Here is a 26,511-nt window from a genome sequence, read left to right on the forward strand (position 1 = left end):
AGGTCTTATCGAAGCGTTGTGTAGGGGGGCAGGAAAAATTTGCCATTGTGTCCGTGGCCACGGGCGTCCCGAGGGGAACGTCAGCGGTCGCGGTGGCTCGGGGCCTGCAACGCCCGGAGACGCTCGACGCCGCTTCCACGCCGGAGCAACTCAGCGGCGGCGGGACCACGCGCCGGGCGGCACGCCGTTCCAGCGCTTGAACGCGCGGGTGAACGCGGCGACGTCGGTGAACCCGACCGCGAACGCCGCCTCGGTCACGGTCGCGCGGTGCGCCGCGAGGAGCTCCTCGGCCATCGCGCGCCGCGCGTCGTCGACGATCGCCTGGAAGCTCGTCCCGCGCTCGGACAGGCGGCGCTGGAGGCTGCGCGCGCTCTGGCCGACGGCGCGCGCGACGTTGTCGAGCGTGGCCTCGCCCTGCGGGATCGCCGTGCGCAGCTCGCGCCGCACGCGCGCGAGCACGTCCTCCTCGGCGCGCGGCAGCACGCGGTGCTCGCCCGCGGGCAGGCCGAGCGCGCGCTCGAGCTGCTGGGCGAGGAGCGCGTAGAGCATCGGGTCGGTGGTGCTCATCCGCGCGTCGAGGAGCGCCCTCGGGTACTCGACCTCGGCGCGCGGCTCGCCGTAGCGGATGGGCGCGCGGAAGACGCTGCGCGCGAGCGCGTCGTCCGCGGGCGGCGGGCGCACGAGGCGGACGACCGTGGGCTCGCGGGGGGGCGTCGCGGCGCGCCGGAAGCGCAGGACGGTGGTCGCCGTGAGGTAGTCCCACACCGCGCTCGGGGCCGTGTGGCCGGGCGCGAGCGCGAAGCGGAACGTCACGTGGGCCGGCCCCTCCTCGAACGTGTGCGCGGCGGCGTCGTGGATGAGCCGCTGGAAGCGCAGGAACGCCCGCACCGCGCCGCGCACGTCGCCCGCGCTCGCGAACGTGTACTCGACGAGCGACTGCGGCGCGGCGTCGACGAGCACCGCGGCGCGCAGGCCGAACGACTCGTCCGCTGCCGAGAGCGCGGTCCACGCGCGGCAGAGCTCGTCGTGCGTCACCCGCGCGTCGGGGCGGCCGAGCACCGCAGGATCGACGCCGGCCCGCGCGCACACGTCGGGCGGCGCGATGCCGTCGCGCTGCGAGGCGGTCACGACCGCGATGCCGAGCGCCTGCGCGAAGACCGTGGCCGGCTGGGTCGCGGGGCGCGGGGTCACGGAAGCGGAGCCAGGGTTTCGGCGAGGGGCGGCGGCGTCAAGAGGCGTTCCGCCTGGCCCGACCTTGGCTCACGGTTTGCAGACTCTGCAGATGGAGATTGCGGGGGAGCCCAGCGCTGCCGCGATCACGCGTCTTGTGTGGCGCGGAATACCAACATCCCTCGCTCAGGGGCGCAGCCAGCCGCTGCGACCAGCCCGTGTTCGCTCTCGGAGGACGATCATGACCGATCTGCCCACTCGCCTGCTCGGACGCACTGGCGTCCGCGTCACCACCCTCGGTTTCGGCGCCATGGAACTGCGAGGCGCCCCGCGGGGCCCTGAGCTTTCGGATGAGGAGACGGAGCGCATTCTTAACGACGTGCTGGACGCCGGGATCAACTTCATCGACACCTCGATCGATTACGGTCGCAGCGAGGAGCGGATCGGGCGCTTCCTCTCGCACCGCAGGCACGAGTACTTCCTGGCTTCGAAATGCGGGTGTGTCGTCGGCGGAGCCCAGGGCGAGCACGTGCATACGGCGCAGAACATCCGGCACGGCGTGGAGAACAGCTTGCGCCTGCTGAAGACGGACCACCTCGATCTTGTGCAGTTTCACCGGAGCCTCACCCGGCAGGAGTTCGAGCAAGACGGCGCCCTGGAAGAGGCGCTGAAGCTCAAGAGCGAGGGGAAGGTGCGCTTCCTCGGCGTCTCGGGCACGCTGCCCAACCTGATCGAGCAGATCGAGCTCGGCGTCTTCGACGCCTTCCAGATCCCGTACTCCGCGCTGCAGCGCGAGCACGAAGAGGTGATCAGCAAGGCCGCCCAGGCTGGCGCCGGGACCATCATCCGCGGCGGCGTGGCGCGCGGCGCGCCCACCGACTGGCAGCGCACGAATACCATGCTGCCGGGTACCACGATGCAGGACCGGTGGGAGCGGGCCAGGCTCGACGAGCTGCTCGATGGCCAGACCCGGATCGAGTTCACCCTGCGCTTCACGCTGTCGCACCCGGGACTCAGCACCACGATCGTCGGGACCCGGAACCCGAAGCACCTGCGCGACAACCTGCAGTTCGCGAAGAAGGGCCCCCTGCCGAGCGAGGTCGTCGCCGAGGCGAAGCGGCGCTTGAGCCAGGCGGGATCGGTGCCGGAGGCGGTGCCCGTGTCGAGCGTACGCGCGGCCGGCGCGGCGCAGGCGACGGCGCAGGCGTAGGCGCAGAGCCGGCTCTGACGAACCGCCGCAGGCGGTACGCCTGCTCAGGGCGGCGCCGTGGACCCTCGTTGCTGCCATGGCAGCAGCCGGTGGTGATCCGTTGCTGCGGCACGGACACTCCGCTAGCACCGCAGCACCGCTCACCGCTCTTCCGACAGCGCCACGCGAGCGGGTAAGGTGGTCGTCGATGCTGGCCTTTCTCAGGAAGCGGCGGCGCGACGCCGTCCGCCGCGAGCCCTTTCCGCCCGCGTGGCGCGAGATCCTCGACCGGAACGTGCCCTGCTTCGGCCGCCTTACGGCCGAGGACCAGCAGGAGCTCCTCGGGCATATCCAGGTCTTTCTGGACGAGAAGCCGTTCGAGGGGTGCGGCGGCCTGGAGATCACCGACGAGATCCGGGTCACGGTGGCGGCGCAGGCGTGCCTCCTCCTCTTGCACCGCGAGACCGACTACTACCCTGAGCTCGAGGTCGTCCTCGTTTACCCGAGCACCTACGTGGCCCGCGGCCGGGAGGTGCGGGAGGGGGGCGTCGTCGTCGAGGGCGATCGCGCGCGGCTCGGAGAGTCATGGTCGCGGGGGTCGGTCGTGCTCGCCTGGGACGGCGTGCTCGCGGGCGCGGCGGACATGAGCGACGGTCACAACCTCGTGCTCCACGAGTTCGCGCACCAGCTCGACCAGGAGGAAGGCCCCGCCGATGGCGCGCCCGAGCTGCCCGAGCGCTCGATGTACGCGGCGTGGGCGCGCATCCTTGGCCGCGAGTACGAGCGCCTCCTCCGCGACGAAGCGAGCCTCAAGCGCACGGTCATCGACCCGTACGGCGCGACGAACCCGGCCGAGTTCTTCGCCGTCGTCACCGAGGCCTTCTTCGAGAAGCCTCGGAAGCTCAGGGCGAAGCACCCGGAGCTCTACGAGCAGCTGAAGGCGTTCTACTGCCAGGACCCGGCCGGCCGGTAGCGGCGCCGCCCGCCTCCACTGTCGCCACGCGGGCCGATCGCCCGATCGCCGCCGGTCATGGTATTTCCCGGCTCCCCGATGGCCCGAAAGCGCAAAGGCAGGTCCCGCAAGGGCGGCGCGTCGTCCGCTCCTCGCCCGGTGTCTCCCGCGTCGCCTGCGGCCGCCGCGCCGCCCGCGAACGCGAAGCGCGTGCGCTCCTTCCGCCTTCGCCTCGACGTCACCGCCCTCGAGCTCGCCTCCGGTCACGACGGCCTCCTCCGCGGCGCGCCCGAGCCTGTCCTCCTCCTCGCCGCGTACCTCCTCTCTCCCCATGACTCGAGCGGCCCGGCGGGGCTCACCCCTCCTCGTCCGCTGGGCCGCACCCTGGTCCGCTTCCGCCCGCCGGAGGGCCGCTTCCCCGCCGTCGTCACGCTGCGCGCGCCGCTCTCGTTCAAGGCCCGCGCTCGGGCCCGCGAGGACGACCGCGTCCTGCTCCTCGCCCTCGCGGTCGAGGAGGACGCCGGCAAGGAAGTAGAGCGGCTCTACGCCCACCTCACCGACGCAAAGCACCTTCGTCTCTGGGACCTCGACGCGCCCGTCCCGTCGCCGCTGGCCCCGGCCGAGCTCATCGCGGCCCCCTACCTGCGGGAGCACGCGGCCCCGGTCCGCGTCGGCGTGCTCGACGACGGCGGCGATCTCCGCGACACCTGCCGTGAGGACGACTTCGTCGGCGCCTGCGCGGCAATCGTCTCGACCGCTCGCCACGAGGACACGCTCCGCTTTCACTTCGTCTCGGCCGACGGCCGCAACGACTGGACCGCCGTGACCAGCATCGGCGTCGATTGACGTTCTGCGGCCCCGGCAGTGCGTCCGGGGAACGAGCATCGAGTTCGTCGCGATCAGCCCCCCGGATCCGGGATCAACCCCCGCAGCCGCTTGATCCCGTGGTGGAAGTTCGCCTTCGCGCTGTCCTCGCTGCATCCGGAGAGCGTCGCGATCTCCTGGAACGACAGCTCGTGGAACAACCTGAGCTCCACGGCGAGGCGCTGCTTCGGCGGCAGCTCGGTGATGCGGCGCGCCACCTTGGCCCAGACCTCGGCGGCGACGAGGCGGTTCGTCTCCAGCGCGTTCGTGAACGCCGGGAGCTCGTCGAGCTCGACCCCGGGCGCGGCGCGGTCCTTACCGCGGACGTGGTTCAGCGCCGTGTGCACGGCGATCCGATGGATCCACGTGCGGAACGCCGACTCCCGCCGGAAGGTCGAGAGCTTCTCCAGCGCCCGCAGGAGCGCCCGCTGCGTCACGTCCTCGGCGTCCTCTTCGTTCCGCACGTAGCGCCGGACCAGCTTCTGCAGCGAGCCGCGGTGGCGCAGGACCAGCTCGTCGAACGCGGCCCGATCGCCCGCGAGGAACCGATCGAGGAGCGGCGCGTCCTCGTCGGCGGGCGCGCCCTCGTCGGCAGAGGCGTCAGGGCCAAGGTTCATCGCGTGTCCTCCAGTGACCGAGGATAGACCGAGACAGGCGCCGCGCGCGCCGGCGCTAGCCGCCGCAGGCCAGGTCGAGCGTGCCGCTCGGGCCGCTGGAGCTGCTCCACGTGGCGCTGTCGCTGCCGTCGAAATTGATCGTGACGGTCACGCCCGACCGGCCGCCGGTGAGCTCGATCGTGCCGCCCGCGGCCGGGCACTCGGCGACACAGCGCTCGAAGCCGCTCACCTGCGTGCTCCACGTGCGGGCGCCTGCGCGCGTGGACCAGCTCCCGTCGAGCGAGAGGCAGGACCGCTCCGCCTCCCAGCGGGCGACGTAGCTCCCCTCGCGCTCGATCGAATGGCCGCGCGGCCCGACCGCGGTGCCCGCCGTCGTCACGGTGAGCGACTTCGTGCTCCCGTTGACCGTGTAGACGGCCTCGGCGTCGAGATCGAGCGTCGCCCCGCGCGCGCTCACGCCGTCGCCCGCGAGCGTCGCGTGCAGACCGTCCGCCGCGAGGCTGTAGCTCACCTGGACCGTGCCATCGATGCGCGCGACCCCGAACGGCCCAGTGCAGTCGTTCAGCGTGTAGGTGACGGTGGTCCCTTGCACCTCGGCCGTGGCGCAGCCGGCGGGACGAAAATGCGCGTCCGCCGCGCCGGCCGCGGCCTCGGCGGCCTCTTCGGCGCTCGTCGCCGCGCCCGCGGCGTCGGTCGAGGCCACGAGCAGCGCCGCCTCGACCTCGCCCGTGTCGAGGGAGTCGCTCGCCTCCTCGGCGACGGAGGCGTCGTCGGAATCGGAGCCGTCTGCCGCGCCTCGGAGGCAGGCAGGGAGCGACAGGAGGGCGATGGCGGCGAGGACGATGGATCGGGGCATGGCGAATCTCCTTTGAACAAGCGGTGATCGACGGTGATCGACGGAGCGAGCGGGCGGCGGCGATGTGCCTCGCGGGCGGCCGGATCTGGCCGCCCGCGAGCCGTCGCGCGCGCCTCTCACCTGCTTGGACACGCGGAGGGGCCCGAGGGGAAAATGGAGTCTGCGCGTTTTTTTGGCCGGAGGGTCCGCGCGGTTTCGGTCGGAGGATCCGCGCGCTTTTCGGCCACATCGTCGACCGTGGTACGATCGGCGCGATGCCCCGACCCACCCGCGTCTCCTCGCGCCGAGCAAGCACGCGCGCTGGTCGCGCGAGAGCCAGAGGGGCCATCGGGGTGATCGTCGCCCTCGGCCTCACGTGCGTGGATGCAGCGACGGGCCCTGCCCGGGCCGAGGAGCCCGCGAAGCCAGCGCCGGCCGAGGCGCCGCCCCGGGGGGACGACGCACGCGCGGCGGCGCAGGCGTTCGAGGAGGGCGAGCGGGCGTTCCGCGCCGGCGATTTCGCGCGCGCGGCAGCGGCCTTCGAGGCGGCTTACCGAGCGGCGTCCCATGCGTCGCCCCTCTGGAACGCCGCGCGATCCTGGCACCGCGCGGGCGAGGTCAGCCGCGCGGCGAACCTCTACGCGCGCTACCTCCGCGAGGCGCCGCCCGACGCCCCGGATCGCGACGCGGCCGGCGCGGCGCTCGGCCAGATCGCGCCTCGCCTCGGCAGGATCGACGTGTACGCGCCCGGCGCGCGCGACGTGCGCGTGGACGACGTGCCGGTCGAGAGCGGCAGCGTCTACGTCAACCCGGGCAGCCACGTCGTCGCCGCTCAGGTCGGAGCGCAGGTCGTCCGCCGCACCGAGGGGATCGGCCCGGGTGAGGTCCGCAGCGTCGCCCTCGTCGCGGCCAGCGCCCCGACCGACGCCGGCGGCGCGGGCGGCTCCAGCGGCGCGGTCGATGGCTCCCAGGGCGCCGCGGCGACGAGGCCGACGCCGGACGCCGCCGCGCCCCTCGGCCAGAGGGCGGCGCCGGACGCCGGCACGCCACCGGCGACCAGCCCGCTGATGCCCGCCGCCGTGATCGCGGGCGCGACGCTCACCGCGATCACCGCTGGCCTCACGATCGCGTCCGGGCTCGACACGCTCGCGGCGCGGGACACGTTCGACGCCGCGCCGACCCAGGAGAACCTCGACGCGGGCCGCGACAAGCAGCGCCGCACCAACGTGCTCCTCGGCGCCTCGATCGGCCTTGGGGTGCTCACCGGCGCCGCCGCCGTCTGGCTCGTCGCTCGGGGGGCGTCCGCTGCACCATCGGCGCCGGCGCGGCACGCCCTGGCCCTCGGACTCGCACCGACGGGGATCGCCGTTGGAGGGGTGTTCTAGGTGGACGCGGGCGAGGGGCTCGCAGCCCGCGTCCCGCAGGGATCCGGCGGGGAGCACGGGCCGCCGCGCGAGGCCCCCGTCGCCGACGGGTACGACGTCCTCCTCGAGATCGCCTCCGGCGGCATGGCCACCACCTACCTCGCGCGGCGCGCGGGCGCGGCCGGCCTCGAGCGCCTGGTCGTCCTCAAGCGGGTCCACCGGCACCTCCTGGCCAGCCCCGAGGCGCTCGACATGCTCCGCGACGAGGCCCGGCTCGCCGCGCTCATCCGCCACCCCCATGTCGTCTCGGTCGAGGACGTGGTCGAGGCGCGCGGGGAGCTCTTGCTGGTGATGCCGTATGTCGAGGCCGTGCCGCTGGCAGCGCTCCTCGAGGGCGCCGCGGCCGCCGGCGAGCGGCTGCCGCCCACCGTGGCCTCGCGCGTCCTCGCCGACGTGCTCTCCGGCCTGCACGCGGCCCACGAAGCCCGGGATCTCCAGGGCCGGCCGCTCGACGTTGTCCACCGCGACGTCAGCCCGCGCAACGTGCTCGTCGGCGCGGACGGCCGCAGCTTGCTCATCGATTTCGGCATCGCCAAGGCCGCGCGCCGCATCACGGCCACCCGGAGCGGCGTGCTCAAGGGGACGTTCTCGTACATGGCGCCGGAGCAGCTCCGCGGCGCGCGGGACGTGGACCGCCGCGCCGATCTCTTCGCGGCAGGGGCGGTGCTGCACGAGGCGCTCACGGGCGTCAGGCTCTTCGATGGGCAGGACGAGGCCGACGTGCTGCTCGGCATCCTCGCCGACGAGATCCGGGAGCCGTCCGCCAGCGCGCCGGACGTGCCGCCCGAGCTCGATCTCATCGTGCTCCAGGCCCTCGCCCGGGATCGGGACGAGCGGTTCGCCACGGCGGCCGACTTCCTCGAGGCCATCGAGCGGGCGCTGCCGCCCGCGCCGGCCCGGGAGGTGGCCGCCCTGGTCGAGCGGCACGGCGGCGCGGCGCTCGCAGCGCGGCGCGAGGCGGTGCGGGCCTGGCTGGAGCAGGCGGAGGCTGCGGGCGCGCGTGCCGCCCCGCTGCCTGCGGCGGCAGCTGCGCCGGCGGGGCCGGCGGCCGCAAGGACGGCGACCGCGGGGTCGCCAGCAAGGGGGCGGCGCGCTGCGCTGGTGGCGCTCGGGGTACTCGGCCCGGCCGCGCTCGCCGGCGCCCTCGCGCTCGCCGCCCGCAGCGGCGAGGCCATGCCGTCCTCGGACGTCCCATCCGGCGCGGAGGCCGTGGTCCCCGCGCCGCCATCGAGCCTTCCGGCGGCACCCACCGCGGCCCCGGCGGCCACCGAGCCGCCGCCGGCCCCGGCGGTCGAGCTGCGCCTTCTGGCCGACGCGCCGATCGCGGGCGTGCGCGCCCCCGGCCTGCTGCGCGTGGCCCGCGAAGGGCGCGCCGCGCGGGTCGAGGTCGCGCCCTGGTCCGGCACCCTCCTCGTCGAGGTCGCGCTGGAGGGCGGCGGCGCCGCGATCGCCCGCTTCGAGCAGGACGGCCCGCGCGACGCCCGCGCGAAGTCGGCGCCCGCCTTGCGCCCACAACGCCGCCGCGAGCTCCAGGCCAACCCCTACCGATGAACGCACGGAGCCACGCAAGCCACGCCCACCTCGCGATCGCCGCGGCGCTCCTCGGCGTTTTCTCGGCGGCGGTCGCCGCTGGGTGCACGGTCTTCGACGGGCTCACCGCCGCGCCAGCGCCAGGCGAGGGCGCGCAGGGCGTGGCCTACCTCGACCTCGACGGCGCGGTGCGCGCGTGCAGCCAGATCTTCCGCTGCAAGGACCTCGCCCTGAGCATCGCGACGTCCATCGGCGTGCCCGCGGACGAGCAGAGCTTCTCGCGCTGCGTCTCGTGGTTGGCCGCGCCGCTCCCGGAGGACCGCGCTGGCTTCGAGGTGCAGGCGGCCTTGCTCGCCAGCGTCGCCGCCGCGCCGACCTGCGAGGCGGCGCTCGCGTGCTCCTTCGTCGAGCCGCTCCCGCCCGCCGACCCCCGGTGCGCGTCGGCTTCGGAGGACGCCTGCGACGGCGAGGAGGCCCTGCGCTGCGCCGATCACACGCTCGAGCGCTGCGCCTCCCCGCGCTTCAGCCCGGGCAGCGCGTGCCGGCGCGGCGCGGACGGCCGCGCGCGCTGCGCCCTCGCCGCGTGCCTCCCGGCCACGCACGGCCCGGCCCGCTGCAACGGCAACACGCTCATCGCCTGCGACCCGAGCAGCCGCCTCCGCGTCGCCGTGGACTGCACGACCCTCGGGTTGACCTGCGCCGAGGGCGCGGAGGGCGTGAACGCGATCTGCGGCGCGAACGGCGCGATCTTGCCCTGCGAGGGCGCGGGCACGGTGGCGTGCTCGCCCGACGGCACCCGGGCGCGGATCTGCACGGGCGCCATCGCGTCGGAGATCGACTGCGGGGCGATCGGGGGCGCGTGCGTCGCCGAGGGGAGCGGCGCGCGCTGCTCCCGCCCATCGGACACGTGCGCGCCGTCGGACGCGGGGATCGACGCCTGCAACGGCGCCGTCCTCTCGCTGTGCGTGGGCGGCCAGCGCGCCGCGTTCGACTGCGCCAGCGTCGGCCTCGGGTGCCAGTCGGGCGACAGCGCCGGGCACAGCGGGTGGTGCGGCTGAGCGCGCCGCGGCGCGGGTGGCTCGGTCAAATCCAGAGCGGGCCCAGGCCCATGGCGTCGGTGATCTGCTCGTCCCCGGCGACCAGGTGCGCCAGGGGCCGCCGCCGAGCCTGACCTGGTCCGGGGCGCGGCCTCCGGGAGCGGCTTACGCCGGGATGCACACGTGGGCTGCGGAGCAGACGCAGCATTCTCCGCACCCGCCGCTGTTCACGCAGTCAATGCACCTGCCGGCGCCGTCGCACTGATCTTGCAGGGAGTTGCAGAAGGTGCCCGCCGGCGCGGGCTGCGCCGCGCAGAGGCCGGCATTGCAGGTGTATCGGAGGCATTCCGTCGAGGTGCCGCACTCGGTGTCACGCGAGCACTCGGCCGGCACGCAGTTGCCTACGTCGTCGCAGCGTCCCTCCGGGCAGGACCCTGGCTGGGGCGTGTGCTTGGGGGTGGTCCCCACGCAGGTGTCCGCCGTGCACGGGTTGTGATCATCCTCGGGCTCATCGGCGGCGACGGCGACCTGAGCGCCGCGCCCATCGCAGAGGAGGCGCTGGCAGTCGCCCTCCTTCGGCGCGATCTCGGTCTCTTCTGGCAGCGGCGCCGTGCCGCACCTTCCGGCGACGCACGCCGGGATCTGGCAGGGCTCTGGCGGGGCAGGGCAGTCCGATGGCCCCGTGCAGGTGCCGCCGGAACCGGCGCTCGACGCGGCCTCGCTGCTCGACGTGGCGTCGCTGCTCGATGTGGCGTTGCTGCTCGTCTCGCCCGCGCCCGCGCCGCCTGTCCCGCCAGCGCCGCCGCCCCCGTCGACGAAGCGGCGCTCCTCGACGCTGCATCCGCCGAGCGCTGCGAGCAGGAAAAGCTGAAGGAGAGCTGGCCACGTGCTGCCGGCGCGCCGACACAGACCCAAGGCCGAGGCGGGAGACGACCCCATGCGCCGCATCATAGAGCAGGCGCTGCCCGACGGCGAAGCGCGTGACCGTCGATCATCCACCCGGGCAGGGCGCGCCGGCGCGGGCCCAGGTCTCCCATGCAGCGACGAACTCGGCGTACGGCGTCGGGATGGGCGTGCGGCCAGCGCCAGGGTTCCAGCCCCAGGTCACGAGGGGATCGTCGAGGTGGACACGCAACGCCGCCATGTCCTTGCCGCCATTGCGCTTCGGATCCTTGATCTGCTCGCACAGGGCGCCCGGGGCGACACCAACGAACACCATCGGCATCTCGGGCGGCGGCATGTGCCAGCCCTTCGAGACGCCCGGCGGCACGTGCGTGCCGAAGCTGTTCGGCGGGTTGGTCGGCCCGTGGCACGTCGTGCACTCCGCGCCTGGCATGCCGTGGCCTGTGGGGCCGCGCAGCACGAACTGCGTGTGCAGGCGGCCCTCGTCGCCCTGGAGCGGCACGTCGCCGGCAGGGTGGCAGTTCTGGCAGCGAGGGTGCTGGAGCACGCCGCGCACGGTCTCGAACGCAGCGAGGGCGGTCTCGCGGCTGACCGGCGACGGCGAGGGCGCCGGCGAGGCCCCGGGCGTCTGTCCGCCGCACGCGGCGAGGAGAGAGGCGAGGACAAGAGAGGATCGGATCATGGTCAGTTCCTACGCGAGGCGAAACGGAAGGGAGCGCAGCCGCTGCTTGGTCAGCGCGAACACTGCGTTTGCCACGGCCGGCGCGATCGGCGCGGTGGCGGGCTCCCCGATGCCGCCCATCTTGGCCTTGCTCGGGATGAGATGGACGGCGATGCGCGGCATGTCGAACATCCGGAGCATGGGATAGTCGTGGAAGTTGCTCTCCTGGACCTTCCCCTCGGCGATGTTGATCTTGCCGTAGAGCGCAGCCGTGAGGCCGAATGCGACGCTGCCCTGGATCTGCGCCTCGATGCCGAGCGGGTTCACCGCCGTCCCGCAATCGACGCTGCAGGTGACCGAGTGGACGCGGATGCGCCCCTTCTCGATCGAGACCTCGGCCACCTCGGCGATGATGGATCCGAACGACTCGTGCATCGCGAGCCCCCGCGCCCGTCCCGGCGCGGGCGCCGTGCCCCAGCCGGCCTTCTCGGCGGCGACCTTCAGCGCGTTCGCGTGCCGCGGCTTGTCCTTGAGCAGCTCGAGGCGGTACGCGAGCGGATCCTGCCCTGCGGCGTGCGCCAGCTCGTCCACCATGCTCTCCACCGCGAAGGCCGTGTGGGTATTGCCGACCGAGCGCCACCACAGCACGGTGACCGGCGTCCTTGGCGAGTGCAGCGACACGCGGAGCGCGGGCGTCCGCTCGACATAGGGCGACTCGGCGATCCCTTCCACCGAGGTCAAGTCGACGCCGTTCCTCGTGACGAACGACTCGAGCGGTGTGCCGGCGACGATCGACTGGCCCACGACCACCTGATCCCACGCCGCCGGCAGGCCGCGCGCGTCGACGCCGACCTGGATCCGGTGGACGAAGGCGGGGCGGTAAAAGCCGCCGCGCATGTCGTCCTCCCGCGTCCACACCACCTTCACCGGCACGCCGGCGGCCTTCGCGACGATCACGGCCTCCCCGACGAAATCCGCCACCGGGCTGGCGCGCCGCCCGAAGCCGCCGCCGAGGAAGGTCGTGTGGATCTGGACCTTGTCGGGCGTCGTGCCGAGGATCTTCGCCGCGGCCATCTGGTCGCCGGTCTGGAACTGCGTGCCGGTCCAGATCTCGCAGCGATCGCCGTCGATCTTGACCGTACAGTTGAGCGGTTCCATCGGCGCGTGCGCGAGGTAGGGTACGTCGTACTCCGCCTCGAGCCGGGATTTGGCCGCGGCGAGCGCGTCTTCCACCTTGCCGACGCTGGCGGCGACGGTGCCGGGCGTCCGCGCCTTCGCGTGGAACTCGGCGAGCAGCTTGGCGCTGTCGGCTCCGCCGCCCTCGGGCTGCGCCCACTCGGCGCGGAGCGCGTCGCGCCCGAGCTTGGCGGCCCAGAAATGCGCGGCGACGACGGCGACGCCGTTCGCGGTGGGGACGACCTTCTCGACGCCGGGCACCTTGAGGGCGTCGGCGGCGTCGAACTTGACGAGCTTGGCGCCGAACGCCGGCGGGCGGAGCACCACGGCGGTGCGGAGCCCGGGGAAGTGCACGTCGAGCCCGAACTGCGCCTTGCCCGTGATTTTCTCCGGCGTGTCGATGCGGCGCACGAGGGTGCCGATCAGCTTCCAGTCCTTGGGGTCCTTCAGCTTCACCTTCGCCGGCGGGGCCAGCTTCATCGCCTCCTCGGCGAGCTGGCCAAAGGTCAGCTTGTCCTTGCCGTGGGTGACGACGCCGTTCGCGGCGGTGCACGCCGCGGGCGAGACCTTCCACCGGGCGGCCGCCGCGCGCAGCAGCATGTCCTTCGCCATCGCGCCGACGGTGCGATAGCGCTCGAACTCGCTGTTCGTCGTCGTCGACCCCCCGGTCATCTGGAACTGCAACACCGGATGGCCGTAGACCGGCGCGGTCGGCGCGTGCTCCGACCGCACCTTCGACCAGTCGCACTCGAGCTCCTCGGCGATCAGCATCGCGAGCCCGGTCCAGATGCCCTGGCCCATCTCGGAGTGCGCGAGCACCACGGTCACGGACTCGTCGGTGCCGACGCGAACGAACGCGTTCGGCGAGAGCGGCGGCGGCTGCGCCGCCTTCGGCGCGGCGCGGACCCCCTGGGGGACGTAGAAGCTGATCAGGAGCCCGGCCGCCGAGCCCGCGGTCGCTTGCAAGAAGTCACGCCGGGAGACGGTCACTTGCCACCTCGCTTGAGCCTCGACGCGAGGATCACCGCTTCGCGCACACGAACGTACGTCCCGCAGCGACACACGTTGCCGGACAGCGCAGCGTCGATGTCGGCGTCGCTCGGATCAGGCTTCTGTTCGAGCAAGGCGACCGCCGTCATGATCTGCCCGGACTGGCAGTACCCGCACTGGACGACGTCGGCTTGCGCCCACGCCTGCTGCACCGCGTGCGACCCGTCGGGCGACAGGCCCTCGATCGTCGTCACCTTGCGCGCCCCGACGCTCGACACGGGCAGGACGCACGAGCGCGCAGGTTTGCCGTCAATGTGGACCGTGCAGGCGCCGCACTGGGCCATGCCACAGCCGTATTTTGTGCCGGTCAATCCCAGCAGATCACGGAGCACCCAGAGCAGGGGCATCTCCGGACTGGCATCCACGTCACGAACAACGCCGTTGACATCGAGCTTCATGGCCGTTCAGGCCATACTTTTGGGCTGGCGCGCCGTCAAGCGACTGCGCATGTTCTTATCTTTTCTTCACCGTCGGCCAGCGGCGCGCCGCCGTCCTGTGACGCCGACGGCGATCGAGCGGCCCGGAGGGTGATCCGTGGTGTCCAGTGATGACGAACACCCTGGCGGGCGCGTCACGAAGGGTGAATGATGCCGAGCGCATGAACGAGCTTGAGCGGATCGTGCGCGAAGCGGCGACATTGGTGGTAAGTCGGTCCCCGTTTCTGCTCGCGACGGTCGTGCGGGTGTCGGGGTCGTCGTACCGGCGTCCGGGCGCGCGGATGCTGGTCGCCGGCGATCGCTGGGTATCCGGGTGTGTGAGCGGCGGCTGCCTCGAGGGCGACGTGATGCTCCGCGGAGAACACCGGTGCCGCGATGGTGCCGTGGTGGTCGCTTACGACTCGACCGCTGAGGACGGAGAGACGTGGGGTGTGGGGCTCGGCTGCAACGGCGTCGTCGATGTTCTGCTCGAGCACGTCGCCGCCGGCGCGACCCACGACGCGCTCGCGTTCGCCGCGGCCTGCTTCGCCGAAGAGACCACCGGCACGCTGGTCACGGTGATCCGCTCGACGGCCGGCGCGGTCCGGGTCGGCGCGCGCCTCGCGTTCGGTCCGCCGTGCGCGCTCGCGCACCCGGTGACCGATCCGGCCGCGCGCTCCGCGATCGAGGCCGCGGCGCGGGGACCCGCCGGCGTCGTGGAGCTCGACGGGCTGGGGATCACCGTGCTCGTCGAGAAGATCGCGCCGTCGCCGCAGCTCTTCGTGCTCGGGGGTGGGCACGACGCGGTGTCCATCGTCACGCTCGCGACGTCGGTCGGCTTCCGGGTCACGGTCGCTGGTCCCACGATCCGCCAGGAGTCCCGGTTCCGCGCCGCGGATCGCGTCGTCTCGACCGGCGGCGCGGCGGATCGCCTCCGCGCGCTCATCGACGCTGCGGCCGAGCCGTACGTCGTGATCATGCACCATCAGCTCACGCCGGATCGCGACGCGCTCGCCGTCGCCCTCGCGTCGCGCGCTCGCTACATCGGCGTCCTCGGGCCCGCGCGCCGCACGCGCGATCTCCTCGCCGAGATCGGCCACCCCGGCGACGATCCGCGGATCCACGCGCCGATCGGCCTCGATCTCGGCGCCGAGACGCCCGAGCAGATCGCGCTCTCGATCGTGGGCGAGCTCCAGGCCGTCGCGCGCCGGGCGCAGGGGGGAAAGCTCCGCGCCCGCGCCCGACCGCTGCATGCGCGCGTGGCGCTGGTCGTGCTCGCCGCCGGCGGCTCACGTCGCCTCGGTCGCCCCAAGCAGCTCGTCGAGCTCGACGGAGCGCCGCTCGTCCGGCGCGTGGCGACCACGTGCGTCGAGGCTCGCTCCGGACCGGTCGGCGTCGTGCTCGGCGCCAACGCCGGCGCGGTCGCGCGCGCGCTCGGCGATCTCGAGATCGCGCACATCGCGAACGATGGCTGGGAAGAGGGCATCGCCTCCTCGGTCCGCGCCGCGGTCCGGTGGGCGGAGGCCTCGAAGGCCGACGCGCTCCTGATCGCGCTCGCGGACCAGCCCCTGCTCACGGTCGAGCACCTCACCGCGCTGCGGGACGCCTGGCTCGCGGGCGCGCCGATCGCCGCGTCGCGGTTCAGCGGCGTCGTGGGCGCGCCGGCGGTGTTCGACCGATCTCGCTGGGACGCGCTCTCACGCCTCCAGGGCGACCAGGGCGCCGGCCGTCTGCTGCGCGTCGAGGACGTCGCGGCGATCGACTGGGCGGGCGGGGCGATCGACGTCGATACGGCCGACGACGTGCGCGCGCTCGGCGGCCACGCGCCGGCGAACCCGCCGAGCTGATCACCAGCAGCTGTAGTCGTAAACCGTGTGCAACGTGTCGCCGAGGCGCTCGACCAGCAGATCGCCGTCGAACACGTAGGTGAAGGCGGGGATCGATGGGCTAGGCGTGCCGTCGATCGGGCTCACCCCCTGCGTCCGGTGGAGGAGACGACAACCCTCGTAGACGATCTCCGTCGTGATGGTCGGCAGCTCATCCGCGAAGCGGTCGAACGTCAGCTGCGTGGGTCGCCCCTGGTCATCGTGATCGTATCGGACGAAGTAGTCGTCGTTGCCGAAGGTGATCGCCCGCGCTTCGTCGTTGTAGTCGATCTCGAGGACACGTGTGTCGGCCGCGCCGGTCCGGGTCATGCGGATCATTCGACCGCCCTCGTAGTCGAAGGTGTGTGTGTGGGTATCGCTGCCCTGCGTCTCGACCGCTCCGATGACATGCTGGCCGTCGTATTCGTAGACGATCGACGTCTCCAGTTCCGTGTCCATCTCCGTGTCCGTCTGGGCGCATGGTCCGGGATGAGGCCCATACATCCACGGACCGAGCTCCGGCATGGGGACGCGGCCAACGAGCTCTGGACAACCCGTCGCGCCGCTGCCCCCGCCTCCATCACCTGACCCGCCAGCGCCGCCCGAGCCTGTCGAGGCCGCCGAGCCCGCAGCGCCGGCGCCCCCGCTCCCCGATGTCGACGTCGACGTGTCGTCGGAGGCCTTGTCGTCACCGCAAGCCACGAGCGTGAGCAGGCAACTCGTGGCCAGGTATCCGCACGTTCTGAAGACAAATCGATGCATCTCTCTCCTCATCCGTCAATCTGGGTCGCCGGGTCGTCGCGCCCCGGTCGTGGGAATGTCAATTGGGGGCGGGTTCCTCAGACATCCTGGGCAGTGCGCGGAGCGGACCCAGCGGACAACCAAGCGTACCTATCCGCGGCCGCCCTGGCAACCGGCGATCCGGCCGAGCGCTGAGCCTCGATGACGGTGCGAGCGGGTCAACGCCTGTTCCACGTGATCGAGGCGGCTCTACTCTACCGCCCGCGAGGACAGCGGGTTGACCCGCAGCCAGGATCGAGCGCGCCGCCGGTTGACGTCCCGCGCCGGTTCGCAGTAAGTGGCGTCCCATGCATAGAACCCTCGCCCTGGCTGCGCTGCCGCTCCTGGTCCTCGCGTGCGCCCCCGCGACGCCACAGCCCGCTGCGCCGGCGGCGCCAGCGCCGGCCATTGCGGCGGCGGCGCCCGACGCCCGCGAGCAGCAGGCGCTGGGGGAGCAGCTCGTCGCCGCCTTCAACGACGCCTGGAACCGGCACGACATGGATGCGTTCGCCGCGCTTCAAGCGGAGGACGCCGATTTCGTGAACATCTTCGGGATGTGGTGGCATGGGCGGGAGGAGATCCGGGCGAATCACGTCGGCATTCACAAGAGCGTCTTCGCAAAGAGCCGCCTCGCCAGCGTGCGTGTCGAGACACGCTTCGTCGCGCCCGAGCTCGCGGTCGTCCGCTGGGCATGGGAGCTGACGGGCGTCGTCACCCCGGATGGCCAGCCCGTGCCCGACATGCAGGGCATCCTGGTGCACGTGGCGCGGCGCGAGGGGGACCGGCTCCAGATCGTGACGACGCAGAACACGCAGGCCACCGCCGACGCGTTCCGCGCGGTGCGCGGCATGGCGCCCCCGGCCCCAGCCGCCAAGTAGCCGCCCGCGGGCGCGCCCGCCCCGCGGACGCTCCTACCGCACCAGCGCCGGCGCGCTCAGCGCGGCCGCGTCCGTCATCCCGGCCTGGACGCGCGCGTAGATGCCGCACGCCTCGCCGGCGATCAGGTAGATGCCGTAGTTGACCGACTCGCGCCGCGCGTTCTCCAGGGCGGCGAAGTACCGCTGCGCGATCCAACGGCCCTCCCGGGCCTTGGCCAGGGACGTGCGCCAGACGTCGTCGGGAGTGTGGCGCCCGAGGATCACCTCTTCTCCCTCGGCGCCGTAATCGCTCTTCAGGACCCACTCCTCGCGCTGCGCGAGGAGCAGCTCGGGGTGCACCGTCTCCAGCCGCGACGTCACCGGGACGTGACGCTGGATCACCGATTGTGCGTGCGGCGAGAAGCGATGGAGGTGCTCCCACATGAACGCCATCGAGCGCTTGTTCTGCGGCAGCACGGCGCCGAGCGGGTTCAGGATCGCGGCGCGCCCGTCGGCCGCGGCGGACAGCACGGCGCCGAGCGGGCCGGCGAGCGGCTCGGCGTCGGGGATCTGCTCGTCGGTCCACACGCTCGAGCGCTCTCCCCACCAGTCCGTCTTGTAGTGGCGCAGCAGGACAGAGAAGGGGACGTCGAAGAGCGACAGGCCGCGATCGTCGTGGCCGAGGTTGTATGGCGAGCCGAGGACCACGGAATACCCGCGCTCCGTGAGCCAGCGCTGGTAGAGGCGGATGACCGAGAGGTCCTCCGTGAACTCCGTCGGATAGACGAAGCCGAGGCGCCGCGTCGCGGCCTCGCCGAGGAGCGCGCGGGCGACCTCGTCCACCATCGCGCAGAACCGGGCGCCGAGCTCGCCGTTGGGGTCGCGCGCGCCCGGGTGGTCCGGCGCCGCGAGCGCGCTCAGCACGACCGCCTCCGCCTCGCCCGTCGGCGTGTCGCAGTTCAGCTCGGCGATCGCCGGGCCCTCGTCCGTCAGGAAGACGTCGGCGCGCGCGATGCCGTGCCACAGCGGCTGTGACGAGAGCCACATCGCCTTTTGACAGGGCGTCAGACAGAAGAAGTCGTCGAGCAGCGCCGGCTCGTCTGCCACGATCAGGCAAAGCTCGTTGTAGACCGCCGCGACCTCCTCGGCGGCGCGGTACAGGGCGCGCTGCTCGGCGGCGGTGACGAACACCGGTTCCTCACGGAAGCGCGGGGCCCCGTCGAACCAGGGGTCGGTGATGAGGCCCGTGTCGACGATCTTCGCGGCGAAGGCGTCGTAGGCGCGGTCAGCGGAGGTCATAGGAGGCGCGCGATGGCGATCGAGGTCGCGAGGTAGGTCGTCGCCTCGAGCGCGCCGAGCCCCTCGTTGCGGTCGGCCGCGATGCCCGCGTCGAGGCGGCCGCCGCGCAGCGCGAGCGGCGCGCCGAGCAGCACGCTCTGCACAAGGAGCTGCCGCACAGGGTAGAGGGCGAACAGATAGAGCAGCACCCCGCCATAGCCCTTCAGCGAGATGAAGAGACCCTCGAAGTCGCCCTCCAGCGCCCGCGCGATGATGATGGCCACCGCGATCGAGGCGCCGGCGTAGCTCAGCGCGGCGGCGAGGTTCTCTCCCTGGATCTGCTCGGCGTCATCGTACGTGGTGAGCGCCCGGAAGAGCGAGATGAACACGTGCAGCGTGATCTGCGCGAGGACGAAGAAGCCGAGGGAGATCGCGAGATCGCCGAGATCCTTGCCCGCGATCGCGCGCGAGGTGATGAGCCCGGTCGCCACGTAGTGCGCGCCCGCCGCGAGGCCCGCGGCCGCGTTGCCGCGCTCGATCTCGGCCGGGAGCCGCGCCCTGAGCAGAAGGCGGATCCCGAGCTGGCCGGTCGCGAGCACGAGGAGCAGGCCCACGACGGCGAACGCGCTCACCCAGAGGAGGTCGCGCGCGAAGCCCTCCCCCTCGAGGCAGTTCTTCACGGCGTTCGCGGCGACGAGGAACACCGCGAGGACCTGGCCCACCGTGAGCAGCCGGCGGGCGGCGTTGCTCTCCGTGAGATCGCGGGCGACCGTGTGCGCCGGTGAGAAGACCCTCTGCCCGATGCGCAGCAGGGCGAGCAGAGCGAGCGTGGTGCCCAGCCCGAACCCCATGACGTAGGACAGATCCATGGGACCCACGCTACAGAACGCGCCGCGCCCTCACAAGCCCAAGCCTCGCGTCACGCCGCCGCGAGGCGCAGGCGGGTTTCGGGGTTTGCGGGGCGCCCCGCGCTTTGTGATATGGGTAGGCCTGCGGGGCGGTGACGCCCCGGCTCCGGCGGCGGACCCATGGTCGAACCTCCTTGTGACTCCGGTATCCAGGGCATCTTCTCGCGACCCTATATCGATCTCGAGCCGTACCTCGACCTCGCCCCGCTCGGCGAGATCCACGAGGAGATCTGCCTCGGGCTCACGCAGGTGCCGATCGATTACACCGGTGGCAGCCACCGCACGATGGGCATCATGCCGCCGTCGCGCCTCGGCGAGGCGTTCGCCGACTACGGCGAGGTGATCCGCGGCCTCGGCGACGAGGAGTTCGCCACGTTTCAGCGCCTCTCCGACGATCCCTCGTCGATCGAAAGCTCCACGCGCGCCGCGCTCGAGTTCGGCGAGGAGCGCGAGATCCCGCTCTCCCGGCGGCAGATGCTGTGGCTCAAGTTCCGCCATGGGGTGTACTTCCCCTGGAAGGTCTATGTCGAGCTCATCCCGAACCGGTACTGGAGCGACAAGAGTCGGAGTGAAGGCAAGGACTTCACCCGCCTGGCGCGCTCGTTCTTCCCGAGGACGATCGCCTACGTGAAGCGCCTGCCGTTCTCGTCGATAGGGCGCTGCAACATCATGGGTCTCGAGGCCAACGATCACGGCACGGTGCACCACGACGGGGAGGGGAGAGCGCCGGACAGCGAGCCCGATCACTTCATCACGCTCTGTCCCGCGGGCAACAAGCGCCTGTTCCTGTGGGATGAGCGCGCGCGGCGCAAGATGCCAGTCGCCGGCCGGGCCTACTGGTTCAACGATCACGATTACCACGGCGTCGAGGCGGACCCGTACTTCAGGTACTCGGTGCGCATCGACGGCACCTTCACGCCGGAGTTCATCGAGGCGCTCCGGCGCGACCACGCCAGGGGCGCCGGGGCCTCGCCGCCCGCGCCACCGGCGCCGGCCGAGCGCGCGCCGCAGGGCGCCGGGGAGGCCGCCGCGTGAGCCAGCTGGATGAGCCGTTCGAGCGCGCCGAGGTGCTCGACAAGCCAGGGATCATCGGGGCGCGCTGGTGGCACAAGGGCCTGACCGACGCGCCCAAGGACGCGTCGCGGCGAAACGCGATCCTGGCCGCGCTCGGCGCGGTCGGGCTCGTCGGGGTGGCGGCCGCGATCGCCGTCGCCGCTGATGGGTGCTCGGACGATGAGACAGCGGTGCAGAGGAAGCGGGCGCTCGACATGCAGCGGACGTTCGGCTGGAGCTTCGGCGCCGCGCAGGAGAGCGTGACGTTCGACGGCGAGTCGAAGAAGCCGTTCGACCGGGCTGCCCTCGCGAGGATGTCCACCGACCTCAGGCCGGCGGATGAGGGCGCGCGCGCCTACTACGTGCCTGCGCTGTTCGAGTCGCCGTCGGCCGTGCCCACGCTCGTCGCCGAGGGGGATCCAGCGCCCATCACGCCGCTCGGCGACGTGCTCCGGCCGATCTTCACGCCGGCGATGGACCGCGCCTACCGGAGCGGCAAGGCGCTCGCATCGCTGCTCCTCGCCGCCCGGACGGACAGCGGGCTGCGCCGCGACATCGCGGTCATCGTGGATCTCGACGGCCCCGAGTCGGTGGCCTTTGCCGCGGGCGCGGCGGAGGCGTTCGACCCGGTGTTCACGTTCGACAACTGGCCGCACCCGCGGGGCGTCGTCAAGGCGCACCTGACGCTCGCCGCGGCGGCGTACTACCAGCCGCTCTTCGCCCGCTCGGTTCCCGGCCCCCGCGCGACGATGTTCGTCCTCGATCGGCAGCGGCTCTCGCCCTATTCGGACGACGCGACGCAGTTCGACAACCGGCATGTCGCGAGGCTTCCGTCCGCCGATGCGCTCTGGGACCGCGGGGTTCGCCATGTGCTGGTCGTCGTGCCCACGGAGCGGGACACGACTGAATCCGACGACCTCAACGACGACTTCGTTGCGTTCCGGTCGCGCCGGATCGACGTCGGATTGATAGCCGCGAGCGTCTTCGCCGCCGACCCGGCGGAGTCGAAGCCCGCGAACGAGACCGAGGACTGGCCTCCTTACTACTATGGCGGCCGCGCCGCGTCGCACGGCTGGTTCTGGAACGACTATCCCTGGGGGCCGCCCCCACGCCCGGCGCCGGTCGAGCCGAGCGCTCCGAGGCCGGGCAAATTGTACGTGCCGACGCAGCGCGCGACGGCGTTCTCGAGCGGCAGCGCGTCGAGCGGGGTGTCGCCGATCCCGGATGGCTTCGGGACGGTGCCAGTCGTCGTGGCGCTCGGCACAGGCGTGATCCTCGGCGCGGCCCTCAGCCGGAGCGGCTCGTGGAACCGGGCTTCGGGCGGATACGGAGGCTGACCGTGGAGCACTCGATCTTCGCGATGGAGGTGTGCGCGCGCATGGACCCCGGGAGCACGCTGCAGCGCGCGCTGCACGATGCCGTCCAGGTGCAGTTCGAGAAGATGAGCCTGCAATACAAGTGGTACCAGTACCGCCGCGCGCAGATGGCGCTGCTGTCCAATCTGCACGCCATCGAGAAGGGGTGCTGGGACTACTTCGACGACGACTCCCGGGCGCTCAACGATTACGGCATGTGGTCCCGCGGCATGATCACGGAGGAGGGCGCGCGTAAGGGGCCGTCGGGGACGCCGGACCCTTACCGCGGCCAGCCCCGCTACCTGACCTTCACGATGGCGTTCCTGCTGATCCAGGGCTCACCCACGGATCGGATGCTCCGCACGGTCTGCGACATCCCCAAGGACCGCCTGTGGCACCGCGACGTGTTTGGCCACATCCTCCAGAACCTCGGTCACGTGAGCTTCGCCAGCGTCAAGTCGGATGTCATCTACCTGATCCCGCGGGACGAGGGCTGGGCGCTGACGGCCGACGATCTGACGGATCCCAAGTTCCATTACCTGCGGAAGATCGTGTAAACCGAGGGATGCCGCACTGAGAATGTCTCCGCGGAGTTGAAGGGCGGACGCCCGCCCGCCGGACGACCCGGCCTTTACACCCCGGTCCGGCGCGCCGATACTCGCCCCGTGCAACCAGCGACGGCCTTCACGGAGCGCTACCGCCTGGAGCGCCGTGTCGGCGCGGGCGGAATGGGGGAGGTGTGGAAGGCGCTCGACCAGGAGGCGGGCGAGCCGGTGGCGGTCAAGGTATTGCTTGGAGGCGCCCTCGAGGACGCGGCCCGGTTCGCGCGAGAGGCGCAGATCCTCGCGGGCCTCTCGCATCCGTACATCGTGCGGTACCTGGCGCACGGCGCGAGCGCCGATGGGGCTCCTTACCTCGTCATGGAGTGGCTCGATGGCGAGGATCTCTCCGCTCGGCTCGGGCGTGGCCCGCTCGGCATCGACGAGAGCGTCGCCCTCGCCCTGAGGGTCGCGGACGTGCTCGCATATGCGCACGCGCAGGGGGTGATCCACCGCGATCTGAAGCCGAGCAACCTGTTCTTGCCGGGGAAGCGCCTGGAGGAGGCGAAGGTGCTCGACTTCGGTATTGCGCGGCTCGAGCACGCGGCGACGATGACGTGCGCAGGGACGCTGCTCGGAACGCCCGGGTACATGGCGCCTGAGCAGGCGCGGGGCGAGGCGAGCATCGATACGCGCGCGGACGTCTTCTCGCTCGGGTGTGTGCTCTTCGAATGTCTGACGGGCGAGCCTGCGTTCGGCGGCCAGCACCTGGCGGCAATCCTGACGAAGGTGCTCTTCGAGGAGACCCCGAGCGTGCGGAGCGTGCGGCCGGAGGTGCCGGAGGCGCTCGACGCGCTGCTGCGAAGGATGCTGTCCAAGGGGAGAGAGGAGCGACCGCTCGACGGCAGGGCAACAGCGGAGGCGCTGCGGGCGCTCGGGGAGCCGCCTGTCAGGCTGCGTTCACGCTCCATCGGAACACCGTCATTGACGAGCAGCGAGCAGCGCGCGATGGCGGTGATCCTCGTGAGCGCGCCGCCAGGTGTCGAGGTTCCGCGATTCGATGGAAGTTCCACGCTCACGTTAACCCCCGACGATGTGGTCATCCTGCGCGAGGCCGAGGTGCATGGCGGCGCGAGCGAGCGTCTGATTGACGGGTCGGTGGTCGTGATGATCGCGGGCAGGAGCCTGGCGACGGATCTCGCCGCGCAGGCGGCGCGCTGCGCGCTCTCGCTGCGCGCCCAGGCCGGCGGGCGGCGCGTCGCCCTCACCATCGGACGCAGCGACCGCTCGGCTCGGTCGCTGGGGCCCGCGATCGACCGGGTGGCGCGGCTCTCTGGCACCATGGCGCGCGACGCTGCGGCGGCAGCGGGCGCGGTGATGATCGACGAGGTGGTCGCGGGGCTGCTCGACGCGCGCTTCGATGTGCGCGAGGACGACGGGGTCTTCGGGTTGCATGGCGAGCGTGCGGTCGCCGAGGGTACACGGCTGCTCCTGGGTAAGGCCACGCCGTGCGTGGGGCGTGAGCGCGAGCTCGGCATGCTGCGGGCGCTGTTCACCGAGACCGTGGAAGAGGCCACCCCGCAGGCGGCGCTGGTCGTGGCGCCGCCGGGCATGGGCAAGTCGCGGCTGGCCCACGAGCTTCTGCAGGAGCTCAGGGCGCGGGATGAGCCGGTGTCGATCTGGATCGCGCGCGGCGATACGCTGCGCGCCGGCTCTCCCCTCGAGATGCTCGGCCAGGCGCTGCGGAGCGCGTGCGGCATCCACGAGGGCGAGCCGCCGGAGAGCCGGCGGGAGAAGCTGCTGGCGCAGGTGGCAGCGTGGAGCGCGCCGGGCGAGCGGCGGCGTGTTGTGGAGTTCCTGGGCGAGATCGTGGGCGCACCCTTCCCGGACGACGACAGCCTCGCGCTGCGATCCGCGCGGCGTGACGCGCCGCTCATGGCGGACCAGGTGCGCGCGGCGTTCCTCGAGTTCCTCGGCGCGGCCTGCGCGAAGGCGCCGGTGCTCGTCCTGCTGGAGGATCTGCACTGGGGAGATCGGCCGACGGTACAGCTCCTCGACGGGGCGTTGCGCACGCTGGAGGAGCGGCCGCTCTTCGTCCTGGCCATGGCGCGCCCCGAGGTGCGCGACGTCTTTCCGAAGCTCTGGGAAGGCCGCCGGCTGCACGAGCTACGGCTCGTGGAGCTGAGCCGGCGGGCCGGCGAGCGCCTCGCGCGGCACGTCCTGGGCGAGCGGGCGGCCGCCGAGACCATTGCACGCATCGTGCGTTTGTCGGAGGGAAATGCCTTTTACCTGGAGGAGCTGATCCGCTGGACGGCCGAGGGCAAGGGCTCCGACATGCCGGAGACGGTGGTGGCCATGGTCGAGTCGCGGCTCGGGGAGCTCGACGAAGGGGCGCGGCGGCTCCTCCGCGCGGCGAGCATCTTCGGCGAGGTCTTCTGGGTGGGGAGCGTCGCCGCGCTCCTGGGCGGAGAGGCGCGCCGGAGCGAGATCGCACACGATCTCGCGCCCCTCGTGGAACGCGAGATCCTGGTGCGGCGCCGCGAGAGCCGCTTCTCGGGCGAGGAGGAGCTCGCGTTCCGGCACGCGCTCCTCCGCGAGGGGGCGTATGCGACGCTGACCGAAGGCGACAGAACGCTCGGGCACAAGCTCGCCGGCGCATGGCTCGAGCAGGCGTCGGAGCCGGCAGCCGCGGTGATCGCCGAGCACTTCGATCGGGGCGGCGACCCCGCGCGCGCCGCCGACGGTTACCGGCGCGCAGCGGCGCAGGCTCTCGCTGGAAACGACCTGGAGGCCGTGTTTTCCCACACCGCTCGCGCCCTCGCGCTCGGCGCGAGCGGCGAGGCGCGCGGGGAGCTGGCGCTCGTTCGGACCGAGGCGCATCACTGGCGCGGGGACATCGCCGAGGCGCTCCGCTGGGCGCAGGTAGCGATGGAGTCGCTGCCGAGGGGCAGCGCTCGCTGGTACGTGGCCGTGGGCGACGTGGGCCAGACCGCGGGGAGGCTCGGACATCATGAGCGGCTGGTGGCGCTCGCCGATGAGCTCGCGGGTGCCTGGTCCGATGACGGGACGACCGGCCCGGCGGTGATGGCCGCCACGCGGGTGGTGGTGCGGCTGTTCTTCGCGGGCATCTACGATCGGGCCGAGCTGCTCCACGCCCGGATCGAGGCCGTCGCCGGGCGGTTCTCGGGCGACCCGGCCGTGAGCGGGCCGATCTTCCGGGCGCTCAGCGTGCGCGCGCAGTTCGCCGGCCACCTCGATCGCTGCCGAGCGCTGACGGAGGCCTCGCTGCGCTGCTTCGAGCAGACGGGCGACGTCCGCAACGCCTGCGTCGCCCGCGGCAACCTCGCGGAGGCCGAGATCAGGCTCGGCGCCTACGCCGAAGCGGTGGCGCTCCTCCGCGGCGCGGTTGCCGACGCCGAGCGCATGGGGCTCGAGCGCGCGGTCATCACGGGCCGGCACAACCTGGGCTTCGCCCTCGGCCGCCTCGGCGCGATCGATGAGGGGCTCGCTGTCGAGTCGGAGGCTGTCACCGCCGCCGTGAAAGGCGACTGGCGGAGCATCGAGGGGGTCTCGCGCGCCTACCTCGGGTGGCTCTTGCGGAGCGCGGGTGAGCTCGAAGCGGCCGAAAAGGAGGCCCAGCGTGCGGTGGCGCTGCTCGAGGCGGCGAAGCCGTTCCAGGTCGTTGCCCTAGCCACGCGGGCCGAGGTGATGCTCGCGCGCGGGAGGCCGTCCGAGGCGCTCGCCGAGGCGCGTGAAGCGATGGCGCTGCTCGCCTCGCTCGGCAAGGTCGAGGAGGGCGAGGAGCTCGCCCGCCTCGTGTACGCGCGGGCGCTCGAGGCGACCGGCGATCACCCGGCAGCGCGCGCCGCCATCGCGGACGCGCGCGACCGCCTCCTCGCGACCGCGGCGCGGATCGACGATCTCCGCCGTCGCGACGGTTTCCTCCGGAACGTCTCCGAGAATGCGCAGATCTTGGAGCTCGCGCGGGAGTGGCTCGAGGCCGCTGCCATTGCCCCGGCGTTCGCTGGGGACGGCTGGCCACCGGCGTAGGC

At 72.5% G+C, this 26,511-nt stretch carries 22 protein-coding genes; 12 read left to right on the top strand and 10 right to left on the bottom strand.

The annotated features are described in order from the left end of the window. Window positions 1-150: 150 nt before the first annotated feature. Complete coding sequence (locus WME79_RS18825; protein ID WP_437537668.1) at window positions 151-1,191, bottom strand: AraC family transcriptional regulator; 1,041 nt, start codon at window positions 1,189-1,191, stop codon at window positions 151-153. A 220-nt stretch (window positions 1,192-1,411) separates the two neighbouring features. Here WME79_RS18825 and WME79_RS18830 point away from each other — a divergent pair, with 220 nt between their 5' ends. From WME79_RS18830 to WME79_RS18840, 3 genes are all read left to right on the top strand, one after another. Continuing rightward, a complete protein-coding gene (locus tag WME79_RS18830; protein ID WP_437537671.1) occupies window positions 1,412-2,380 on the top strand; it encodes an aldo/keto reductase in 969 nt (322 codons plus the stop codon). A 187-nt stretch (window positions 2,381-2,567) separates the two neighbouring features. Beyond that, window positions 2,568-3,332, top strand: a complete 765-nt coding sequence (locus tag WME79_RS18835) for a zinc-dependent peptidase (protein WP_437537674.1) — start codon at window positions 2,568-2,570, stop codon at window positions 3,330-3,332. A 189-nt stretch (window positions 3,333-3,521) separates the two neighbouring features. Beyond that, window positions 3,522-4,157, top strand: a complete 636-nt coding sequence (locus tag WME79_RS18840; RefSeq protein WP_437537677.1) for a hypothetical protein — start codon at window positions 3,522-3,524, stop codon at window positions 4,155-4,157. A 53-nt stretch (window positions 4,158-4,210) separates the two neighbouring features. Here the strand turns inward: WME79_RS18840 and WME79_RS18845 are convergent, their stop codons facing one another. Both WME79_RS18845 and WME79_RS18850 read right to left on the bottom strand, forming a co-directional pair. After that, window positions 4,211-4,792 carry an RNA polymerase sigma factor gene (locus tag WME79_RS18845; RefSeq protein WP_437537679.1) on the bottom strand — a complete coding sequence of 194 codons (582 nt, stop codon included), beginning with the start codon at window positions 4,790-4,792 and terminating at the stop codon, window positions 4,211-4,213. 55 nt (window positions 4,793-4,847) lie between these two features. Continuing rightward, complete coding sequence (locus tag WME79_RS18850; RefSeq protein ID WP_437537682.1) at window positions 4,848-5,648, bottom strand: hypothetical protein; 801 nt, start codon at window positions 5,646-5,648, stop codon at window positions 4,848-4,850. A gap of 332 nt (window positions 5,649-5,980) precedes the next feature. Between WME79_RS18850 and WME79_RS18855 the strand changes: the two genes are divergently transcribed. From WME79_RS18855 to WME79_RS18865, 3 genes are read left to right on the top strand one after another with little or no spacing between them, the layout of a single operon-like run. Next, a complete protein-coding gene (locus tag WME79_RS18855; protein WP_437537685.1) occupies window positions 5,981-7,012 on the top strand; it encodes a hypothetical protein in 1,032 nt (343 codons plus the stop codon). Beyond that, on the top strand, window positions 7,013-8,602 hold the full coding sequence (locus WME79_RS18860; protein ID WP_437537688.1) for a protein kinase domain-containing protein: 1,590 nt from the start codon (window positions 7,013-7,015) through the stop codon (window positions 8,600-8,602). Next, on the top strand, window positions 8,599-9,639 hold the full coding sequence (locus tag WME79_RS18865; RefSeq protein WP_437537691.1) for a hypothetical protein: 1,041 nt from the start codon (window positions 8,599-8,601) through the stop codon (window positions 9,637-9,639). The genes WME79_RS18860 and WME79_RS18865 overlap by 4 nt, the downstream gene beginning before the upstream one ends. Before the next feature lie 144 nt (window positions 9,640-9,783). Here the strand turns inward: WME79_RS18865 and WME79_RS18870 are convergent, their stop codons facing one another. Genes WME79_RS18870 through WME79_RS18885 form a run of 4 tightly spaced genes read right to left on the bottom strand, consistent with a single transcriptional unit; the run spans window position 9,784 to window position 13,806 of the window. Then, on the bottom strand, window positions 9,784-10,557 hold the full coding sequence (locus WME79_RS18870; protein WP_437537694.1) for a hypothetical protein: 774 nt from the start codon (window positions 10,555-10,557) through the stop codon (window positions 9,784-9,786). A gap of 52 nt (window positions 10,558-10,609) precedes the next feature. Continuing rightward, window positions 10,610-11,203, bottom strand: coding sequence for a hypothetical protein (locus WME79_RS18875; protein WP_437537697.1), 594 nt, complete (start codon window positions 11,201-11,203; stop codon window positions 10,610-10,612). A gap of 9 nt (window positions 11,204-11,212) precedes the next feature. Next, on the bottom strand, window positions 11,213-13,348 hold the full coding sequence (locus tag WME79_RS18880; protein WP_437537700.1) for a molybdopterin cofactor-binding domain-containing protein: 2,136 nt from the start codon (window positions 13,346-13,348) through the stop codon (window positions 11,213-11,215). Next, window positions 13,345-13,806, bottom strand: a complete 462-nt coding sequence (locus WME79_RS18885) for a (2Fe-2S)-binding protein (RefSeq protein WP_437537703.1) — start codon at window positions 13,804-13,806, stop codon at window positions 13,345-13,347. Before WME79_RS18885 ends, WME79_RS18880 begins: the two co-directional genes overlap by 4 nt. A 149-nt stretch (window positions 13,807-13,955) precedes the next feature. Between WME79_RS18885 and WME79_RS18890 the strand changes: the two genes are divergently transcribed. Next, the gene (locus WME79_RS18890; protein WP_437537706.1) at window positions 13,956-15,671 is read left to right on the top strand and encodes an NTP transferase domain-containing protein; all 1,716 of its coding nucleotides are present in this window, start codon (window positions 13,956-13,958) and stop codon (window positions 15,669-15,671) included. Here WME79_RS18890 and WME79_RS18895 read toward each other — a convergent pair whose 3' ends face one another. Continuing rightward, complete coding sequence (locus WME79_RS18895) at window positions 15,672-16,148, bottom strand: hypothetical protein (RefSeq protein WP_437537708.1); 477 nt, start codon at window positions 16,146-16,148, stop codon at window positions 15,672-15,674. A gap of 629 nt (window positions 16,149-16,777) precedes the next feature. On the opposite strand from WME79_RS18895, the gene WME79_RS18900 reads away from it, so the two are divergent. Then, the gene (locus WME79_RS18900) at window positions 16,778-17,347 is read left to right on the top strand and encodes an SgcJ/EcaC family oxidoreductase (RefSeq protein WP_437537710.1); all 570 of its coding nucleotides are present in this window, start codon (window positions 16,778-16,780) and stop codon (window positions 17,345-17,347) included. A 33-nt stretch (window positions 17,348-17,380) separates the two neighbouring features. Here WME79_RS18900 and WME79_RS18905 read toward each other — a convergent pair whose 3' ends face one another. After that, a complete protein-coding gene (locus tag WME79_RS18905) occupies window positions 17,381-18,625 on the bottom strand; it encodes a glutathionylspermidine synthase family protein (protein ID WP_437537713.1) in 1,245 nt (414 codons plus the stop codon). Further along, window positions 18,622-19,473, bottom strand: coding sequence for a DUF350 domain-containing protein (locus WME79_RS18910; RefSeq protein WP_437537716.1), 852 nt, complete (start codon window positions 19,471-19,473; stop codon window positions 18,622-18,624). The genes WME79_RS18905 and WME79_RS18910 overlap by 4 nt, the downstream gene beginning before the upstream one ends. 159 nt (window positions 19,474-19,632) lie before the next feature. Between WME79_RS18910 and WME79_RS18915 the strand changes: the two genes are divergently transcribed. From WME79_RS18915 to WME79_RS18930, 4 genes are all read left to right on the top strand, one after another. Beyond that, window positions 19,633-20,547, top strand: a complete 915-nt coding sequence (locus WME79_RS18915) for a hypothetical protein (protein WP_437537719.1) — start codon at window positions 19,633-19,635, stop codon at window positions 20,545-20,547. Continuing rightward, window positions 20,544-21,902, top strand: a complete 1,359-nt coding sequence (locus WME79_RS18920) for a hypothetical protein (protein WP_437537721.1) — start codon at window positions 20,544-20,546, stop codon at window positions 21,900-21,902. Before WME79_RS18915 ends, WME79_RS18920 begins: the two co-directional genes overlap by 4 nt. 2 nt (window positions 21,903-21,904) lie before the next feature. After that, window positions 21,905-22,477, top strand: coding sequence for a hypothetical protein (locus WME79_RS18925; protein ID WP_437537724.1), 573 nt, complete (start codon window positions 21,905-21,907; stop codon window positions 22,475-22,477). A 108-nt stretch (window positions 22,478-22,585) separates the two neighbouring features. After that, window positions 22,586-26,509, top strand: a complete 3,924-nt coding sequence (locus WME79_RS18930) for a protein kinase domain-containing protein (RefSeq protein ID WP_437537727.1) — start codon at window positions 22,586-22,588, stop codon at window positions 26,507-26,509. Window positions 26,510-26,511 lie beyond the last annotated feature (2 nt).

This window comes from Sorangium sp. So ce726 (genome assembly GCF_051521405.1).
In the GTDB taxonomy this organism is placed as follows: Bacteria; Myxococcota_A; Polyangia; order Polyangiales; family Polyangiaceae; genus Sorangium.

Bases quoted from the DNA above. Each gene is read 5' to 3' on its own strand.
- WME79_RS18830 (WP_437537671.1), top strand. From the start codon at position 1,412: ATGACCGATCTGCCCACTCGCCTGCTCGGACGCACTGGCGTCCGCGTC.
- WME79_RS18835 (WP_437537674.1), top strand. From the start codon at position 2,568: ATGCTGGCCTTTCTCAGGAAGCGGCGGCGCGACGCCGTCCGCCGCGAG.
- WME79_RS18845 (WP_437537679.1), bottom strand. From the start codon at position 4,792: ATGAACCTTGGCCCTGACGCCTCTGCCGACGAGGGCGCGCCCGCCGAC.
- WME79_RS18850 (WP_437537682.1), bottom strand. From the start codon at position 5,648: ATGCCCCGATCCATCGTCCTCGCCGCCATCGCCCTCCTGTCGCTCCCT.
- WME79_RS18865 (WP_437537691.1), top strand. From the start codon at position 8,599: ATGAACGCACGGAGCCACGCAAGCCACGCCCACCTCGCGATCGCCGCG.
- WME79_RS18870 (WP_437537694.1), bottom strand. From the start codon at position 10,557: ATGGGGTCGTCTCCCGCCTCGGCCTTGGGTCTGTGTCGGCGCGCCGGC.
- WME79_RS18875 (WP_437537697.1), bottom strand. From the start codon at position 11,203: ATGATCCGATCCTCTCTTGTCCTCGCCTCTCTCCTCGCCGCGTGCGGC.
- WME79_RS18885 (WP_437537703.1), bottom strand. From the start codon at position 13,806: ATGAAGCTCGATGTCAACGGCGTTGTTCGTGACGTGGATGCCAGTCCG.
- WME79_RS18890 (WP_437537706.1), top strand. From the start codon at position 13,956: ATGACGAACACCCTGGCGGGCGCGTCACGAAGGGTGAATGATGCCGAG.
- WME79_RS18895 (WP_437537708.1), bottom strand. From the start codon at position 16,148: ATGGACACGGAACTGGAGACGTCGATCGTCTACGAATACGACGGCCAG.
- WME79_RS18900 (WP_437537710.1), top strand. From the start codon at position 16,778: ATGCATAGAACCCTCGCCCTGGCTGCGCTGCCGCTCCTGGTCCTCGCG.
- WME79_RS18905 (WP_437537713.1), bottom strand. From the start codon at position 18,625: ATGACCTCCGCTGACCGCGCCTACGACGCCTTCGCCGCGAAGATCGTC.
- WME79_RS18910 (WP_437537716.1), bottom strand. From the start codon at position 19,473: ATGGATCTGTCCTACGTCATGGGGTTCGGGCTGGGCACCACGCTCGCT.
- WME79_RS18915 (WP_437537719.1), top strand. From the start codon at position 19,633: ATGGTCGAACCTCCTTGTGACTCCGGTATCCAGGGCATCTTCTCGCGA.